Origin of the sequence: Kosakonia sp. N21, assembly GCF_050587465.1 — a bacterium.
Lineage (GTDB): Bacteria > Pseudomonadota > Gammaproteobacteria > Enterobacterales > Enterobacteriaceae.
In genome coordinates, this window is record NZ_JBOBHR010000003.1 from 544855 (window position 1) to 561013 (window position 16159).

The window sequence follows — 16159 nt, forward strand, 5'->3', positions numbered from 1 at the left end:
ATGGCAGATTACCAGGGTAAAAAGGTCGTCATTATCGGTTTAGGCCTGACAGGTCTTTCCTGCGTAGACTTTTTCCTCGCGCGCGGCGTGACGCCGCGGGTGATGGATACGCGCGTTTCACCGCCGGGGCTGGATAAGCTGCCCGAAGAGGTGGAGCGCCATCTTGGTAGTCTTAACGATGACTGGCTGCTGGCGGCGGATCTGATCGTCGCAAGCCCGGGCATTGCGCTGGCTCACCCTTCTCTGAGCGCGGCGGCGGACGCCGGCATTGAGATCGTTGGCGATATTGAACTGTTCTGCCGCGAAGCGCAGGCACCGGTGGTGGCCATTACCGGTTCCAACGGCAAAAGCACCGTAACGAAGCTTGTGGGCGAGATGGCCGAAGCGGGCGGCGTCAATGTCGGCGTCGGCGGCAATATTGGTCTGCCTGCGCTGATGCTGCTGGATGAAGCGCGCGAGCTGTATGTTCTTGAGTTGTCCAGCTTCCAGCTCGAAACCACGTCGAGTCTGCAGGCGGTTGCGGCAACCATTCTGAATGTGACGGAAGATCATATGGATCGTTATCCGTTTGGTCTGCAACAGTATCGTGCGGCGAAACTGCGTATCTACGAAAACGCGAAAGTGTGCGTGGTCAATGCTGATGATGCGCTCACCATGCCGGTTCGCGGCGCGGACGAGCGCTGTGTCAGCTTTGGCGTGGATGTGGGCGATTATCACCTGAACCGCCAACAGGGTGAAACCTGGCTGCGGGTAAAAGGTGAAAAAGTGCTGAACGTAAAAGAGATGAAACTGAGCGGACAGCATAACTACACCAACGCGCTGGCTGCGCTGGCGCTGGCCGATGCCGCTGGTTTACCGCGCGCCAGCAGCCTGAAAGCGCTGACGACATTTACCGGTCTGGCGCATCGCTTCCAGTTGGCGCTGGATCATAACGGCGTGCGCTGGATCAACGATTCGAAAGCCACCAATGTCGGGAGTACCGAAGCGGCGCTAAATGGCCTGCATGTTGACGGTACGCTGCATTTGCTGCTGGGTGGTGACGGTAAGTCCGCCGATTTTTCGCCGCTGAAGCGTTATCTCGGTGGCGATCGCGTGCGTTTGTACTGCTTTGGCCGCGATGGTGCGGAGTTGGCAGCGTTGCGCCCGGAGATCGCCGATCAAACCGATACCATGGATCAGGCGATGCGCCTTATCGCTTCGCGTGTGCAACCGGGCGATATGGTGCTGTTGTCACCGGCGTGCGCCAGCCTGGATCAGTTTAAGAATTTTGAACAACGGGGCGATGTCTTTACCCGTCTGGCGCAGGAGTTAGGTTGATGCGTTTAACTCTCCCCCGCCCGAGAATGCCGCGCCTGCCAGGATTTGGGATCCTGGCGTGGCTGTTTGCGGCATTAAAAGGCTGGGTGATGGGCTCCAGAGAGAAAGATACCGACAGCCTGGTGATGTATGACCGCACGCTACTGTGGTTGACGCTGGGCCTGGCGGCTATCGGTTTTGTGATGGTGACCTCGGCGTCAATGCCGGTGGGGCAACGTCTCACTAACGATCCCTTTTTCTTTGCTAAACGCCATGCGTTGTATCTGTTCCTTGCGTTTTGCTCGGCGGCGATCACGTTGCGGTTACCGATGGAGTTCTGGCAGAAGTACAGCTCTGTCATGCTGATCGCTGCGATCATTATGCTGCTGGTGGTGCTGGTTGTGGGGAGTTCCATTAACGGGGCGTCGCGCTGGATTGACCTTGGTCTGATGCGTTTTCAGCCTGCGGAGTTCACCAAACTGTCGCTGTTCTGTTATCTGGCGAACTACCTCGTGCGTAAGGTCGATGAAGTGCGTAATAACCTGCGCGGCTTCCTCAAACCGATGGGGGTGATTCTGGTGCTGGCGGTATTACTGCTGGCGCAGCCGGACCTGGGTACCGTGGTGGTGCTGTTTATTACGACGCTGGCGATGTTGTTCCTGGCGGGGGCGAAGTTGTGGCAGTTTATCGCCATTATCGGTATGGGCATTTCGGCAGTTGTGCTGCTGATCCTCGCAGAACCGTACCGTATCCGCCGCGTGACGTCGTTCTGGAACCCGTGGGAAGATCCGTTTGGCAGTGGTTATCAGTTAACCCAGTCGTTGATGGCGTTTGGCCGCGGCGAACTGTGGGGACAAGGGCTGGGTAATTCCATACAGAAACTGGAGTACTTGCCGGAAGCGCATACCGACTTCATCTTCTCCATTATCGGGGAAGAGCTCGGTTATATCGGTGTGGTGCTGGCGCTTTTAATGGTATTCTTCGTCGCTTTCCGCGCCATGTCCATCGGGCGTAAAGCGCTGGATATTGACCACCGCTTCTCAGGTTTTCTGGCGTGCTCTATTGGTATCTGGTTTAGCTTCCAGGCTCTGGTTAACGTAGGGGCGGCCGCAGGTATGCTGCCGACCAAGGGGTTGACGTTGCCGCTGATCAGCTACGGTGGCTCCAGCTTATTAATTATGTCGATGGCGATTACGCTGTTGCTGCGAATAGATTATGAAACGCGTCTGGAAAAAGCCCAGGCGTTTACACGAGGTTTGCGATGAGTGGTCAACCGAAGCGGTTAATGGTGATGGCGGGCGGCACCGGCGGGCATGTATTCCCCGGGCTTGCGGTCGCGCACCATTTAATGGATCAGGGCTGGCAAGTGCGCTGGCTTGGAACCGCGGATCGCATGGAGGCCGATCTGGTGCCTAAACATGGGATCGAGATCGACTTTATTCGTATCTCTGGCCTGCGTGGCAAAGGGATCAAGGCGCAGTTGTTGGCGCCGGTGCGCATTTTCAACGCCTGGCGTCAGGCGCGCGCGATTATGCAGCGCTTTAAACCCGACGTGGTGCTGGGAATGGGTGGTTATGTTTCTGGCCCTGGTGGCCTGGCGGCCTGGTCGCTGGGGATCCCGGTGGTGCTGCATGAGCAAAACGGCATTGCCGGTTTGACCAACAAATGGCTGGCGAAAATTGCCACCAAAGTGATGCAGGCATTTCCTGGTGCTTTCCCGAAAGCGGAAGTGGTGGGTAACCCGGTTCGCGTTGATGTGCTGGCGCTGCCGCTGCCGCAGCAGCGTTTACCGGGGCGCGATGGCCCGGTGCGTGTGCTGGTTGTCGGCGGCTCGCAAGGCGCACGCGTACTGAATCAGACCATGCCGCAGGTGGCGGCAAAACTGGGTGAGTCGGTGACACTCTGGCATCAGAGCGGTAAAGGCGCACAACAGGAGGTTGAGCAGGCTTACGCCGCTGCGGGGGCGCCTCAGCATAAAGTGACGGAATTTATTGACGATATGGCGCAAGCCTACGCGTGGGCGGATGTGGTGGTTTGCCGTTCCGGCGCGCTGACGGTCAGTGAAATTGCCGCTGCTGGTTTACCGGCGTTGTTCGTGCCGTTCCAGCATAAGGACCGGCAGCAATACTGGAATGCGCTGCCGCTGGAAAAAGCCGGTGCGGCGAAGATTCTGGAGCAACCGCAATTCACCGCTGACGCGGTGGCGGCGATCCTCGCGGGCTGGAACCGCGAAGCATTACTGGATATGGCGGAGCGCGCGCGTGCGGCGGCCATTCCGGATGCCACCGAACGAGTGGCGCATGAAGTGAGCCTGGCAGCACAGGCCTAAATACTGGCGGCGCCTGTTGCGCCGCGCGAATTTGAAGTAGTCGATGGCGTTTAGAGAATGAATACACAAGAACTGGCGAAACTGCGTTCAATCGTGCCCGAGATGCGTCGCGTCCGGCACATTCACTTCGTTGGCATTGGCGGTGCCGGCATGGGTGGTATTGCCGAAGTACTGGCCAACGAAGGCTATCAGATCAGCGGTTCCGATCTGGCCCCGAACCCGGTAACGCAACAGTTGACGTCGCTTGGCGCCACTATTTATTTCAATCACCGCCCGGAAAACGTGAGTGATGCCAGCGTTGTTGTGGTCTCCAGCGCTATTTCTGCCGATAACCCGGAGATTGTCGCGGCACATGAAGCGCGTATTCCGGTGATCCGCCGTGCGGAGATGCTGGCGGAGTTAATGCGTTTTCGTCATGGCATCGCGATTGCGGGAACGCATGGTAAAACCACCACCACGGCGATGGTGGCAAGTATTTACGCGGAAGCCGGACTGGATCCGACGTTCGTTAACGGTGGTCTGGTGAAAGCCGCCGGGGTGCATGCGCGCCTGGGTCACAGCCGTTATTTGATTGCCGAAGCAGACGAGAGCGATGCCTCTTTCCTGCATTTACAACCGATGGTGGCGATTGTCACCAATATCGAAGCCGACCATATGGATACCTACCAGGGCGACTTTGAGAATTTGAAAACGACGTTTATCAACTTCCTGCATAACCTGCCGTTCTATGGCCGTGCAGTGATGTGCGTTGATGATCCGGTGATCCGTGAGCTGCTGCCGCGTGTGGGCCGGCAGACAACGACCTACGGTTTTAGCGACGATGCGGACGTTCGCGTTGAGAATTATCGCCAGATTGGGCCGCAGGGGCACTTTACGCTGGTGCGCCAGGATAAACCGGAACTGCGTGTGACGCTGAATGCGCCGGGCCGTCATAACGCCCTGAATGCCGCTGCCGCCGTTGCCGTGGCGACAGAGGAAGGTATTGAAGATGCGGCCATTCTGCGTGCGCTGGAAAGTTTCCAGGGAACCGGGCGTCGTTTCGACTTCCTTGGTGAATTCCCGCTGGAAGGGGTGAATGGCAAACCGGGTACTGCCATGCTGGTTGACGACTACGGTCATCACCCGACCGAAGTGGATGCCACCATTAAAGCAGCACGCGCGGGCTGGCCGGATAAAAAACTGGTGATGGTATTCCAGCCTCACCGTTATACCCGTACCCGCGATCTGTATGACGACTTTGCCAATGTGCTGACGCAGGTCGATGCGCTGCTGATGCTGGAAGTGTATCCGGCGGGCGAAGCGGCGATCCCGGGCGCGGATAGCCGTTCGCTGTGCCGTACCATTCGTGGTCGCGGTAAGATCGATCCGATTCTGGCATCCGATCCAGGCCAGGTTGCGGCTATGCTGGCACCGGTGCTGACCGGTAATGATCTGATCCTGATTCAGGGCGCTGGCAACATCGGCAAAATCGCCCGCAGTCTGGCGGAGAGTAAGCTGAAGCCACAGACCCCGGAGGAGAGCAATGGCTGAGAAAGTCGCTGTTCTGCTCGGTGGCACCTCCGCAGAGCGTGAGGTTTCGCTCAATTCCGGTGCTGCGGTGATTAGCGGCTTACGTGAAGGCGGTGTGGATGCGCATGGCGTTGATCCGCGCGATGTTGATGTCACTCGCCTGAAAGAGATGGGCTATAGCAAAGCGTTTATCGCGTTGCATGGTCGCGGCGGTGAAGATGGTACGTTGCAGGGGTTACTGGAACTGACCGGCATGGCCTATACCGGTAGCGGCGTGATGGCATCGGCGATTTCGATGGATAAATTACGCAGTAAGCTGCTGTGGCAAGGGGCGGGACTGCCGGTTGCGCCTTCTGTTGGCATCACGCGCGATGAGTTCGAAATAGGCCTAAAAAGTGATGATATTCAACGCATTGACCAACTGGGGTTACCCGTTATTGTCAAGCCCAGCCGTGAAGGCTCCAGCGTTGGGATGTCGAAAGTCGACAACAGTGATGATCTGCACGCAGCATTAGCGCTTGCGTTTCAATATGATGATGACGTTCTGATCGAAAAATGGCTGAGTGGGCCCGAATTTACCGTGGCGATACTCGGAAATGAAATTTTACCGTCGATCCGCATTCAACCGTCGGGAATCTTCTATGATTATGAGGCGAAGTATCTCTCTGATGAGACGAAATATTTCTGCCCATCAGGTCTGGAAGAAGAGCGTGAAGCGGTTTTACAGTCCCTGGTGCTTAAAGCCTGGCGTGTTTTAGGTTGTCGCGGGTGGGGGCGAATTGATGCGATGCTGGATAGCGACGGTCAGTTTTACTTGCTGGAAGCGAACACCTCGCCGGGGATGACAAGCCATAGCCTGGTGCCGATGGCGGCGCGACAGGCAGGGCTGAGCTTCTCGCAACTTGTGGTTCGCATTCTGGATCTGGCGGAGTGATATGTCTCAGGCTGCGCTGAACACGCGAAACCGTGACGAGGAAGCGGTATCGGCTTCCCGGCGGAATAATGGAACGCGTCTTGCAGGCATTGTGTTCCTGCTGGCGGTGCTGTGCACCGTGTTTGTTAGCGGCTGGGTGGTGCTGGGGTGGATGGATGATGCGCAGCGGTTGCCGTTGTCGAAACTGGTGGTGACGGGCGATCGCCACTACACGCGCAATGATGATATTCGCCAGACGATTCTGGCGTTGGGCGCACCCGGCACCTTTATGACGCAAGACGTGAACATTATTCAGAGTCAGATAGAGCGTCTGCCCTGGATAAAGCAGGCAAGCGTTCGCAAGCAGTGGCCGGACGAATTGAAGATTCATCTGGTTGAATATGTGCCCATAGCACGGTGGAATGATCAGCATATGGTTGATGTGGACGGCAATTCTTTCAGCGTGCCGGCCGAACGAACCAGTAAACAAGTTTTACCGATGTTGTACGGTCCCGAAGGCAGCGAAAGCGAAGTGTTACAGGGCTACCGCGATATGGGACAAGTGCTGGCTAAGGATAAGTTCACGTTGAAAGAAGCGGCGATGACCGCACGGCGTTCATGGCAGTTAACGCTGAATAATGACATCAAGCTTAATCTGGGCCGTGGCGATACCATGAAACGCCTGGCGCGCTTTATTGAACTCTACCCGGTTCTTCAGCAGCAGGCGCAAACGGATGGCAAAGAGATAAGCTACGTGGATTTACGCTATGACTCAGGCGCGGCTGTAGGCTGGAAAGCGGCCCCTGTTCAGGAACCGAATCAGCAGCAAAATCAGGCACAACAGAATCAGGCACAGGCAGAGCAACAATGATCAAGGCGACGGACAGAAAACTGGTAGTTGGACTGGAGATTGGCACCGCGAAGGTAGCCGCTTTAGTAGGGGAAGTTCTGCCCGATGGCATTGTGAATATCATTGGCGTGGGGAGTTGCCCATCCCGTGGGATGGACAAAGGTGGTGTAAACGATTTGGAATCGGTGGTGAAGTGCGTGCAACGCGCCATCGATCAGGCTGAACTGATGGCCGATTGCCAGATCTCCTCGGTCTACCTTGCGCTGTCGGGGAAACATATTAGTTGCCAGAATGAAATTGGCATGGTGCCGATTTCAGAAGAAGAAGTGACGCAGGAAGATGTTGAAAACGTGGTGCATACCGCCAAGTCGGTGCGTGTACGTGATGAACACCGCGTTTTGCATGTCATTCCGCAAGAGTATGCCATTGACTACCAGGAAGGCATCAAAAACCCGGTAGGTCTGTCTGGCGTGCGTATGCAGGCAAAGGTGCATTTGATCACCTGTCATAACGATATGGCGAAAAACATCGTTAAAGCGGTTGAACGATGTGGGTTAAAAGTTGACCAACTTATTTTCGCAGGGCTGGCTTCCAGCTACTCCGTATTAACGGAAGATGAGCGTGAATTGGGGGTCTGCGTTGTCGATATCGGCGGTGGTACAATGGACATGGCGGTCTACACTGGCGGTGCGCTGCGTCATACCAAAGTGATCCCTTACGCAGGGAATGTGGTAACCAGCGACATCGCTTACGCTTTCGGTACACCGCCAAGCGATGCAGAAGCGATCAAGGTTCGCCATGGTTGCGCGTTGGGTTCGCTGGTGGGTAAAGATGAGAGTGTTGAGGTGCCGAGTGTGGGTGGGCGTCCACCGCGTAGTCTGCAGCGTCAGACGTTAGCGGATGTGATTGAACCGCGCTACACCGAGCTGCTCAATCTGGTGAACGACGAAATTTTGCAGTTGCAGGAACAACTTCGTCAGCAAGGGGTGAAACATCACCTGGCGGCGGGGATTGTATTGACCGGCGGCGCGGCGCAAATTGAAGGTCTGGCGGCCTGCGCGCAGCGCGTGTTCCATACGCAGGTGCGTATTGGCGCGCCGCTCAATATTACTGGCTTAACCGATTATGCCCAGGAGCCTTACTATTCAACGGCGGTTGGGCTGCTTCACTACGGGAAAGAGACCCATTTGAGTGGTGAAGCGGAAGTGGAAAAACGTGTGTCAGTTGGCTCGTGGTTCAAAAGAATCAATAGCTGGCTGCGAAAAGAGTTTTAATTTTTTTCAGAGACCGCCGAAAATTAACGGTCTCAGGCGACAGGCACAAGACGGAGAGAAACTATGTTTGAACCAATGGAATTAACCAACGACGCGGTGATTAAAGTCATCGGCGTCGGTGGCGGCGGCGGTAATGCCGTAGAACATATGGTGCGCGAGCGCATTGAGGGTGTTGAATTCTTCGCAGTGAATACCGACGCGCAGGCGTTGCGTAAAACGGCGGTAGGTCAAACCATCCAGATCGGTGGTGGAATCACTAAAGGTCTGGGCGCTGGGGCAAACCCTGAAGTTGGCCGTAACGCCGCGGAAGAAGACCGTGAAGCGCTGCGCGCTGCGCTGGAAGGCGCTGATATGGTCTTTATTGCTGCGGGCATGGGCGGCGGGACCGGTACTGGCGCTGCACCAGTCGTCGCCGAAGTGGCAAAAGATCTGGGTATCCTGACCGTTGCTGTGGTGACTAAGCCTTTCAACTTCGAAGGCAAGAAGCGCATGGCATTCGCGGAGCAGGGTATTACTGAACTGTCCAAGCATGTTGACTCACTGATCACTATCCCGAACGACAAGCTGCTGAAAGTGCTGGGTCGCGGCATCTCTCTGCTGGATGCTTTCGGTGCAGCGAATGACGTGCTGAAAGGCGCGGTGCAGGGTATCGCAGAGCTGATTACGCGTCCGGGCCTGATGAACGTTGACTTTGCAGACGTGCGTACGGTGATGTCCGAAATGGGCTATGCGATGATGGGCTCCGGCGTTGCCAGTGGTGAAGACCGTGCGGAAGAAGCCGCCGAAATGGCGATCTCCAGCCCGCTGCTGGAAGATATCGACCTGTCTGGTGCGCGTGGCGTGTTGGTTAACATCACGGCGGGCTTTGACCTGCGCCTGGATGAGTTCGAAACTGTAGGTAATACTATCCGTGCGTTTGCTTCGGATAATGCGACCGTGGTTATCGGTACTTCTCTCGATCCGGATATGAACGACGAACTGCGCGTGACTGTGGTGGCGACCGGTATCGGTATGGACAAACGTCCGGAAATCACGCTGGTGACAAACAAACAAGCGCAACAGCCTGTGATGGATCGTTACCAGCAGCATGGCATGCAGCCGATGCAGCAGGAGCAGAAACCGGCGAAAGTGGTTAACGACAATGCGCCGCAGACCACTAAAGAGCCGGATTATCTGGATATTCCAGCGTTTCTGCGTAAGCAAGCGGACTAAGAATTTGCTGGAAGTTGGGCTTCTTCGCTCTTTGTGCTAAACTGGCCCACCGATTGTGTTATACAATTTGGTTGGATTGGTAATTAGGCGAGATTATACGATGATCAAACAAAGGACACTTAAACGTATCGTTCAGGCGACTGGCGTCGGTTTGCATACCGGCAAGAAAGTCACCCTGACGTTGCGCCCTGCGCCGGCAAATACCGGGGTCATCTATCGTCGCACTGACTTAAATCCACCGGTAGACTTTCCGGCTGATGCTAAATCTGTGCGTGATACTATGCTCTGTACTTGTCTGGTCAACGAGCATGACGTGCGGATTTCGACCGTCGAGCATCTGAATGCTGCTCTGGCGGGGCTGGGTATCGACAACATCGTTGTTGAAGTCGATGCGCCGGAAATCCCGATTATGGATGGCAGTGCTGCACCGTTCGTCTACTTGCTGCTGGATGCAGGGATCGAAGAGCTGAACAGCGCCAAAAAATTTGTGCGCATCAAAAACACCGTGCGTGTTGAAGACGGCGATAAATGGGCTGAGTTTAAACCGCACAACGGTTTTTCTCTCGATTTTACCATCGACTTCAATCACCCGGCGATTGATGCAAGCACGCAACGCTACGCGATGAACTTCTCTGCCGACGCATTTATGCGCCAGATTAGCCGTGCGCGTACCTTCGGTTTCATGCGTGATATCGAATACCTCCAGTCCCGTGGATTGTGCCTGGGCGGTAGCTTCGATTGTGCCATCGTAGTTGACGATTATCGCGTACTGAACGAAGACGGCCTGCGTTTCGAAGATGAGTTTGTTCGCCACAAAATGCTGGATGCGATTGGCGACCTGTTCATGTGTGGTCACAACATCATTGGTGCGTTTACGGCGTATAAATCCGGTCACGCACTGAACAACAAGCTGTTGCAGGCTGTTCTGGCAAAACAGGAAGCCTGGGAATATGTGACCTTCGAAGACGAAGCGGAATTGCCGCTGGCGTTCAAAGCCCCGTCTACGGTTCTGGCATAACGCCATAACTGCAAAAATCGACTGGTTAACCTGGCACTCTCTCCGGTCAGGGTGGCCAGTCGTTTTTATTTGTACGTTTGCAACAATCCTCTTTTCATTCCCTTCTCTTCTGAACAGACCTCTTGCGGCGCGATCGCTGTTTTCGTAACCACTTTTATCCCTCTGGCACCGGAATACTGCTGCGGTGCAGGCGGCTTTAGTGGTAAAATCCGTGCGCAAAAGGACACATACAGAAGCACATTCGGGTAAGCGTTATTTTTGGGTGGAGCAAGTGAGCGGAATACTGACGCGCTGGCGACAATTTGGTAGACGCTATTTCTGGCCGCATCTCTTATTAGGGATGGTCGCGGCGAGCCTTGGCTTGCCCGCACTTGCTGGTAGCGCCGAACCCACGCAAACGCCGCGCGAAACTACCCGTAATCACGACAGCACCGGCACGGTTAATTTCACCAGCCTTGCTTTACTGGAAGCCAATCGTCGTCCTAACTTTACTGTCGATTACTGGCATCAACATGCCATCCGCACCGTTATTCGTCATCTTTCGTTTGCCATGGCGCCTCAAGCGCTGCCTGTTGCGACGGAAGAGCCACTGCCGATTCAGGCACATCATCTCGCTTTACTGGATACGCTCAGCGCGTTACTGAACCAGGAAGGGAAACCGCCAGCGATTGTTCGCCTGGCACTCCAGACAACGGCTATACCTGACGCCGCGTTCCGTATTGCCACCTGGTTAGGTCAGGTGCAGGGCATTCGCGCCGGCCCTCTTCGCCTCAGCTAAAAAAAGAGTCCTTTATTCATTTTTTTAGCTCCGCAGAGCGGGGCGTTTGAGATTTTTATTATGCTTATCAAATTATTAACTAAAGTTTTCGGTAGTCGTAACGATCGTACACTGCGCCGTATGCGTAAAGTCGTGGCCCAAATCAATGCCATGGAACCGGAAATGGAAAAGCTCAGCGATGATGAGCTGAAAGCCAAAACCGCAGAGTTCCGTGCGCGCCTGGAAAAAGGCGAAAGCGTTGAGAGCCTGATCCCTGAAGCCTTCGCCGTGGTGCGCGAGGCAAGTAAACGTGTGTTCGGCATGCGTCACTTCGATGTGCAACTGCTGGGCGGCATGGTTCTCAACGAGCGTTGCATCGCAGAGATGCGTACCGGTGAAGGTAAAACCCTGACCGCAACCCTGCCTGCTTACCTCAACGCCCTGAGCGGCAAAGGCGTCCACGTTGTTACCGTCAACGACTATCTGGCTCAGCGTGACGCCGAGAACAACCGTCCTCTGTTCGAATTCCTCGGTATGAGCGTGGGTATCAACCTGCCGAACATGCCTGCTGTTGCTAAACGTGAAGCCTATGCGGCCGATATCACCTACGGTACCAACAACGAATACGGTTTTGACTACCTGCGCGATAACATGGCATTCAGCCCTGAAGAGCGTGTGCAACGTAAACTGCACTATGCGCTGGTGGATGAGGTGGACTCCATCCTTATCGATGAAGCGCGTACCCCGCTGATCATTTCCGGTCCGGCAGAAGACAGCTCCGAGCTGTACAAAAAAGTCAATAAAATCATCCCGCATCTGGTTCGTCAGGAGAAAGAAGACTCCGACACTTTCCAGGGTGAAGGCCACTTCTCAGTGGATGAAAAAGCGCGTCAGGTTACGCTGACTGAACGCGGCCTGGTGCTGATTGAAGAGCTGCTGGTCAAAGAAGGCATCATGGACGAAGGCGAGTCACTGTACTCTCCTGCCAACATCATGCTGATGCACCACGTGACTGCGGCACTGCGTGCTCACGCATTGTTCACCCGTGATGTGGATTACATTGTGAAAGACGGCGAAGTCATTATCGTCGACGAACACACCGGCCGTACCATGCAAGGGCGTCGCTGGTCTGATGGTCTGCATCAGGCGGTGGAAGCCAAAGAAGGTGTGGATATCCAGAACGAAAACCAGACGCTGGCGTCCATTACCTTCCAGAACTACTTCCGTTTGTATGAAAAACTGGCAGGTATGACCGGTACGGCAGATACCGAAGCGTTTGAATTCAGCTCGATTTATAAACTTGATACCGTGGTGGTTCCCACCAACCGTCCGATGATCCGTAAAGATATGGCGGATCTGGTCTATATGACCGAAGCGGAAAAAATCCAGGCGATTATCGAAGATATTAAAGAGCGTACTGCGAAAGGGCAGCCGGTTCTGGTTGGGACCATCTCGATCGAGAAATCAGAAGTGGTGTCTGAGGAACTGACCAAAGCGGGCATCAAGCACAACGTACTGAACGCCAAATTCCACGCCAAAGAGGCGGACATTGTGGCGCAAGCGGGCTATACCGGTGCGGTGACCATTGCCACCAACATGGCGGGGCGTGGTACGGATATTGTGCTGGGTGGTAGCTGGCAGGCGGAACTGGCGGAGCTCGAAGAACCGACGGCAGAGCAAATCGCCAAAGTGAAAGCCGACTGGCAGGTGCGCCATGATGCGGTGCTGGCGGCGGGTGGTCTGCACATTATTGGTACCGAGCGTCATGAGTCTCGTCGTATCGATAACCAGTTGCGCGGCCGTTCTGGCCGTCAGGGGGATGCGGGTTCTTCCCGTTTCTATCTCTCTATGGAAGATGCCCTGATGCGTATTTTCGCTTCCGATCGCGTCTCTGGCATGATGCGTAAACTGGGGATGAAACCGGGCGAAGCGATTGAGCACCCGTGGGTCACCAAGGCTATTGCTAATGCGCAGCGCAAAGTGGAAAGCCGTAACTTCGATATTCGTAAGCAACTGCTGGAATATGACGATGTTGCTAACGACCAGCGTCGCGCAATTTACACCCAGCGTAACGAACTGCTGGATGTAACCGATGTGAGTGAAACCATCGCCAGCATTCGCGAAGATGTTTTCAAAGCTACCATCGATGGTCATATTCCACCGCAGTCGCTGGAAGAAATGTGGGATGTTCCTGGTCTGCAGGAACGCCTGAAAAATGATTTCGATCTCGACCTGCCTATCGCTGACTGGCTGGATAAAGAACCGGATCTGCACGAAGAAACGCTGCGTGAGCGTATCCTGCAAAGCGCCATTGAAACCTATCAGCGTAAAGAAGAGGTGGTTGGCGCTGAGATGATGCGTCACTTCGAGAAAGGCGTGATGCTGCAAACGCTGGATTCACTGTGGAAAGAGCACCTGGCCGCAATGGATTACCTGCGTCAGGGGATCCACCTGCGTGGCTACGCGCAAAAAGATCCGAAGCAGGAATATAAACGCGAGTCCTTCGCTATGTTCGCCGCCATGCTGGAGTCACTGAAATATGAAGTGATCAGTACGCTCAGCAAAGTACAGGTGCGGATGCCGGAGGAAGTCGAGGCCATGGAGCTGCAGCGCCGTCAGGAAGCTGAGCGTCTGGCGCAAATGCAACAGTTAAGCCATCAGGATGATGAAACTGAAGCCGCTGCTGCGCTTGCTGCGCAGACGGGTGAGCGCAAAGTGGGTCGTAATGATCCTTGCCCTTGTGGTTCCGGTAAAAAATACAAACAGTGCCACGGCCGTCTGGCATAACGCATTGATAATAATAAAAAGGCGCAGAATTCTGCGCCTTTTTTATGGAGTCTGCATCATGAAAATACTGAACATCGCCGTTGGGATCATTCGTAACCCGCAAGGGGAAATTTTTATTACTCAGCGCGCTGCTGATGCGCATATGGCGAATAAATGGGAATTTCCTGGCGGAAAAATTGAAGCGGGCGAAACGCCGGAGCAGGCAATGATCCGCGAACTTCAGGAGGAGGTTGGTATTACGCCTCTTCAGGCAGAACTGTTTGATAAGCTGGAATATCAGTTCCCCGATCGCCACATCACCCTGTGGTTCTGGTTGGTAGAAAGCTGGGAAGGGGAGCCATGGGGTAAAGAGGGGCAGCCGGGTCATTGGGTTGCGCAAGACGCACTCGATGCTGACAAATTTCCCCCGGCAAACGAACCGGTGATAGCCAGGTTACTGGCTGACTGACCCTGATTTGCCTGCCAGGCGAAGCGCCTGCAGGCAACAGTGCTTAGTGCTGTTCTTCGCTCCAGTCATCGCTGTCCGACAGATTGCCGTCGCTGGGGATACGTTTCTCTTCTGCTGCCCACTCGCCCAAATCAATCAGCTGGCAACGTTTCGAACAGAACGGGCGAAACGGGCTGCTTTCTCCCCAGACAACAAGTTTCCCGCACGTTGGGCAGTTTACGGTAGTTTCTTCAGACATCTTCACTCCTTAACAGCAGGCCAGTTCAAAATCGAGACGCTCGGGAACCACGCCATGCTCGCTGTCCAGCGGCATAAAGCGAATGGCGAAGCGGCTCTTATGGCCGGAGATTTGCGGGTATAACTGGTCTTCCAGCGACAATTGCAGACGCAACAAATCGGCGTCATCGCCGTTATCCTGGTAAAAACCGTTCAGGCTGGTCTGGCGGCGGAACGGCGCGGCATTGCGGATCAAATCGAGGATCAACGTCAGGGTCTGCGTCAGCGGCGCCAGGCTGTCCAGCCAGACCGCAATTTGCGCATCCCGCTGTTCCTGCGGCAGGTGCAGCCACATATGCAGCGTCGGCAAATCAAAGCTGCAGCATCCACCGGGAATGCTCAGACGCTGGCGCACCAGGCCTATCAGACGGTCTTCGCGCAGTTGTTGGCCAATACGTGGGGCACTCATCAGCACGGCTCCGCTCGCTTTTAATTGCTGGCGGACAGCTTCAATCCGGCTCAGATCCACACCGGGAACATCACTCCATGCCTGCAGTTTACGCTGCTGGCGCTCCAGTTCTTTCAGAAGCTCGGTACGAGTATCACCCCGTTCAAACACATCCAGCAAATCACCAACGTTACGGAAAAAGTGCAACGCATCGGCATGGTCGCTCAGCGGTAAATGGACAGAGAGCTGTTGCAGTAAAAACTCGACACGCAACCAGGTACGCATCTTTTCGTTAAGCGGATGTTCAAAAAGGATGTGGGTGTGCATTTACGGTTTTTCCTGTGAAACGGCCTGCCGGGCATACGCCAGATATGCGGTGTGCAGGCGGGCAACATCCGATGCTATCGCATCCGGTGCGCCATTATTGTCAATAACATCATCCGCGACGGCAAGTCGCGCTTCGCGAGTGACCTGGGCCGCGAGAATATTTTTAGCATGTTCGCGGCTGACGCCATCACGCTGCATGGTGCGTGAAATCTGTGTCTCTGGTAAGACGTCAATAACCAAAACCCGATCGGCTTTGTGATGCAGCTGGTTTTCCACCAACAACGGCACGACCCACAGCACATAAGGTGATGTCGCCAGGGCAATCTTACTCTGTGTTTGCTGGTGAATAAGCGGGTGGAGTAACCCATCAAGCCAGCGTTTATCCGCCGGAGAAGCGAAAATACGCTCGCGTAATAAACGTCGATTGAGCGAGCCGTCCGCGAGAATCATGTCAGCGCCAAAATGTTCCGCAATAGCGCTTAATGCGTGAGAGCCTGGTTCCACCACCTGACGGGCAATAATATCCGCGTCGACAACATTAACGCCAAGCGCTGCGAAGGCATTCGCGACGGTGCTTTTACCGCTGCCAATACCGCCGGTTAATGCAACCGTATACCCCATTACGCCTAATCCCAAAATAGTCTGTCGCATATCACAATCTGCGATCTTTATTCTGCCCGCAATGCTATTTTTCGCGACCGTCCTGAAGACGGAAAAACGCAAAAGATTAAATATGTTTACGAGCTTAATCAACAGGTTGTGATTTAACCAAACG

15 protein-coding genes are annotated in these 16159 nt (G+C 54.8%); 12 read left to right on the forward strand and 3 right to left on the reverse strand.

Annotated elements, in window-relative coordinates:
• From murD to mutT, 12 genes are all read left to right on the forward strand, one after another.
• Positions 1-1317, forward strand: a complete 1317-nt coding sequence (murD, locus tag ACQ3G7_RS09735) for a UDP-N-acetylmuramoyl-L-alanine--D-glutamate ligase (protein WP_263098060.1) — start codon at positions 1-3, stop codon at positions 1315-1317.
• Complete coding sequence (gene ftsW / locus ACQ3G7_RS09740) at positions 1317-2561, forward strand: cell division protein FtsW (protein ID WP_263098059.1); 1245 nt, start codon at positions 1317-1319, stop codon at positions 2559-2561. Before murD ends, ftsW begins: the two co-directional genes overlap by 1 nt.
• Positions 2558-3625: an undecaprenyldiphospho-muramoylpentapeptide beta-N-acetylglucosaminyltransferase gene (gene murG, locus ACQ3G7_RS09745; RefSeq protein ID WP_263098058.1), complete on the forward strand. Its 1068-nt coding sequence runs from the start codon at positions 2558-2560 to the stop codon at positions 3623-3625. Before ftsW ends, murG begins: the two co-directional genes overlap by 4 nt.
• Positions 3626-3682: 57 nt before the next feature.
• The gene (gene murC / locus ACQ3G7_RS09750; protein WP_430889670.1) at positions 3683-5155 is read left to right on the forward strand and encodes a UDP-N-acetylmuramate--L-alanine ligase; all 1473 of its coding nucleotides are present in this window, start codon (positions 3683-3685) and stop codon (positions 5153-5155) included.
• Entirely contained in the window at positions 5148-6068 is a 921-nt protein-coding gene (locus tag ACQ3G7_RS09755; RefSeq protein WP_430889671.1) for a D-alanine--D-alanine ligase, read from the forward strand. The genes murC and ACQ3G7_RS09755 overlap by 8 nt, the downstream gene beginning before the upstream one ends.
• A 1-nt stretch (position 6069) precedes the next feature.
• Positions 6070-6918, forward strand: a complete 849-nt coding sequence (gene ftsQ, locus ACQ3G7_RS09760; RefSeq protein WP_430889672.1) for a cell division protein FtsQ — start codon at positions 6070-6072, stop codon at positions 6916-6918.
• Complete coding sequence (gene ftsA, locus ACQ3G7_RS09765) at positions 6915-8171, forward strand: cell division protein FtsA (protein ID WP_061497690.1); 1257 nt, start codon at positions 6915-6917, stop codon at positions 8169-8171. Before ftsQ ends, ftsA begins: the two co-directional genes overlap by 4 nt.
• Before the next feature lie 63 nt (positions 8172-8234).
• Positions 8235-9383, forward strand: a complete 1149-nt coding sequence (gene ftsZ, locus ACQ3G7_RS09770) for a cell division protein FtsZ (RefSeq protein ID WP_263098054.1) — start codon at positions 8235-8237, stop codon at positions 9381-9383.
• 100 nt (positions 9384-9483) lie between these two features.
• Complete coding sequence (gene lpxC, locus ACQ3G7_RS09775; RefSeq protein ID WP_061497686.1) at positions 9484-10401, forward strand: UDP-3-O-acyl-N-acetylglucosamine deacetylase; 918 nt, start codon at positions 9484-9486, stop codon at positions 10399-10401.
• A 271-nt stretch (positions 10402-10672) separates the two neighbouring features.
• A complete protein-coding gene (gene secM / locus ACQ3G7_RS09780; RefSeq protein WP_430889673.1) occupies positions 10673-11179 on the forward strand; it encodes a secA translation cis-regulator SecM in 507 nt (168 codons plus the stop codon).
• A 60-nt stretch (positions 11180-11239) separates the two neighbouring features.
• On the forward strand, positions 11240-13945 hold the full coding sequence (secA, locus tag ACQ3G7_RS09785) for a preprotein translocase subunit SecA (protein WP_430889674.1): 2706 nt from the start codon (positions 11240-11242) through the stop codon (positions 13943-13945).
• A 58-nt stretch (positions 13946-14003) separates the two neighbouring features.
• Positions 14004-14393: an 8-oxo-dGTP diphosphatase MutT gene (gene mutT / locus ACQ3G7_RS09790; protein WP_430889675.1), complete on the forward strand. Its 390-nt coding sequence runs from the start codon at positions 14004-14006 to the stop codon at positions 14391-14393.
• 43 nt (positions 14394-14436) lie between these two features.
• On the opposite strand, the gene yacG is transcribed toward mutT, so the two are convergent.
• Genes yacG through coaE form a run of 3 tightly spaced genes read right to left on the reverse strand, consistent with a single transcriptional unit; the run spans position 14437 to position 16005 of the window.
• Entirely contained in the window at positions 14437-14631 is a 195-nt protein-coding gene (gene yacG / locus ACQ3G7_RS09795; protein WP_263098049.1) for a DNA gyrase inhibitor YacG, read from the reverse strand.
• Between the two features lie 9 nt (positions 14632-14640).
• A complete protein-coding gene (zapD, locus tag ACQ3G7_RS09800) occupies positions 14641-15384 on the reverse strand; it encodes a cell division protein ZapD (protein ID WP_430889676.1) in 744 nt (247 codons plus the stop codon).
• Entirely contained in the window at positions 15385-16005 is a 621-nt protein-coding gene (coaE, locus tag ACQ3G7_RS09805; RefSeq protein WP_430889738.1) for a dephospho-CoA kinase, read from the reverse strand. It lies immediately after the preceding gene.
• Positions 16006-16159 lie beyond the last annotated feature (154 nt).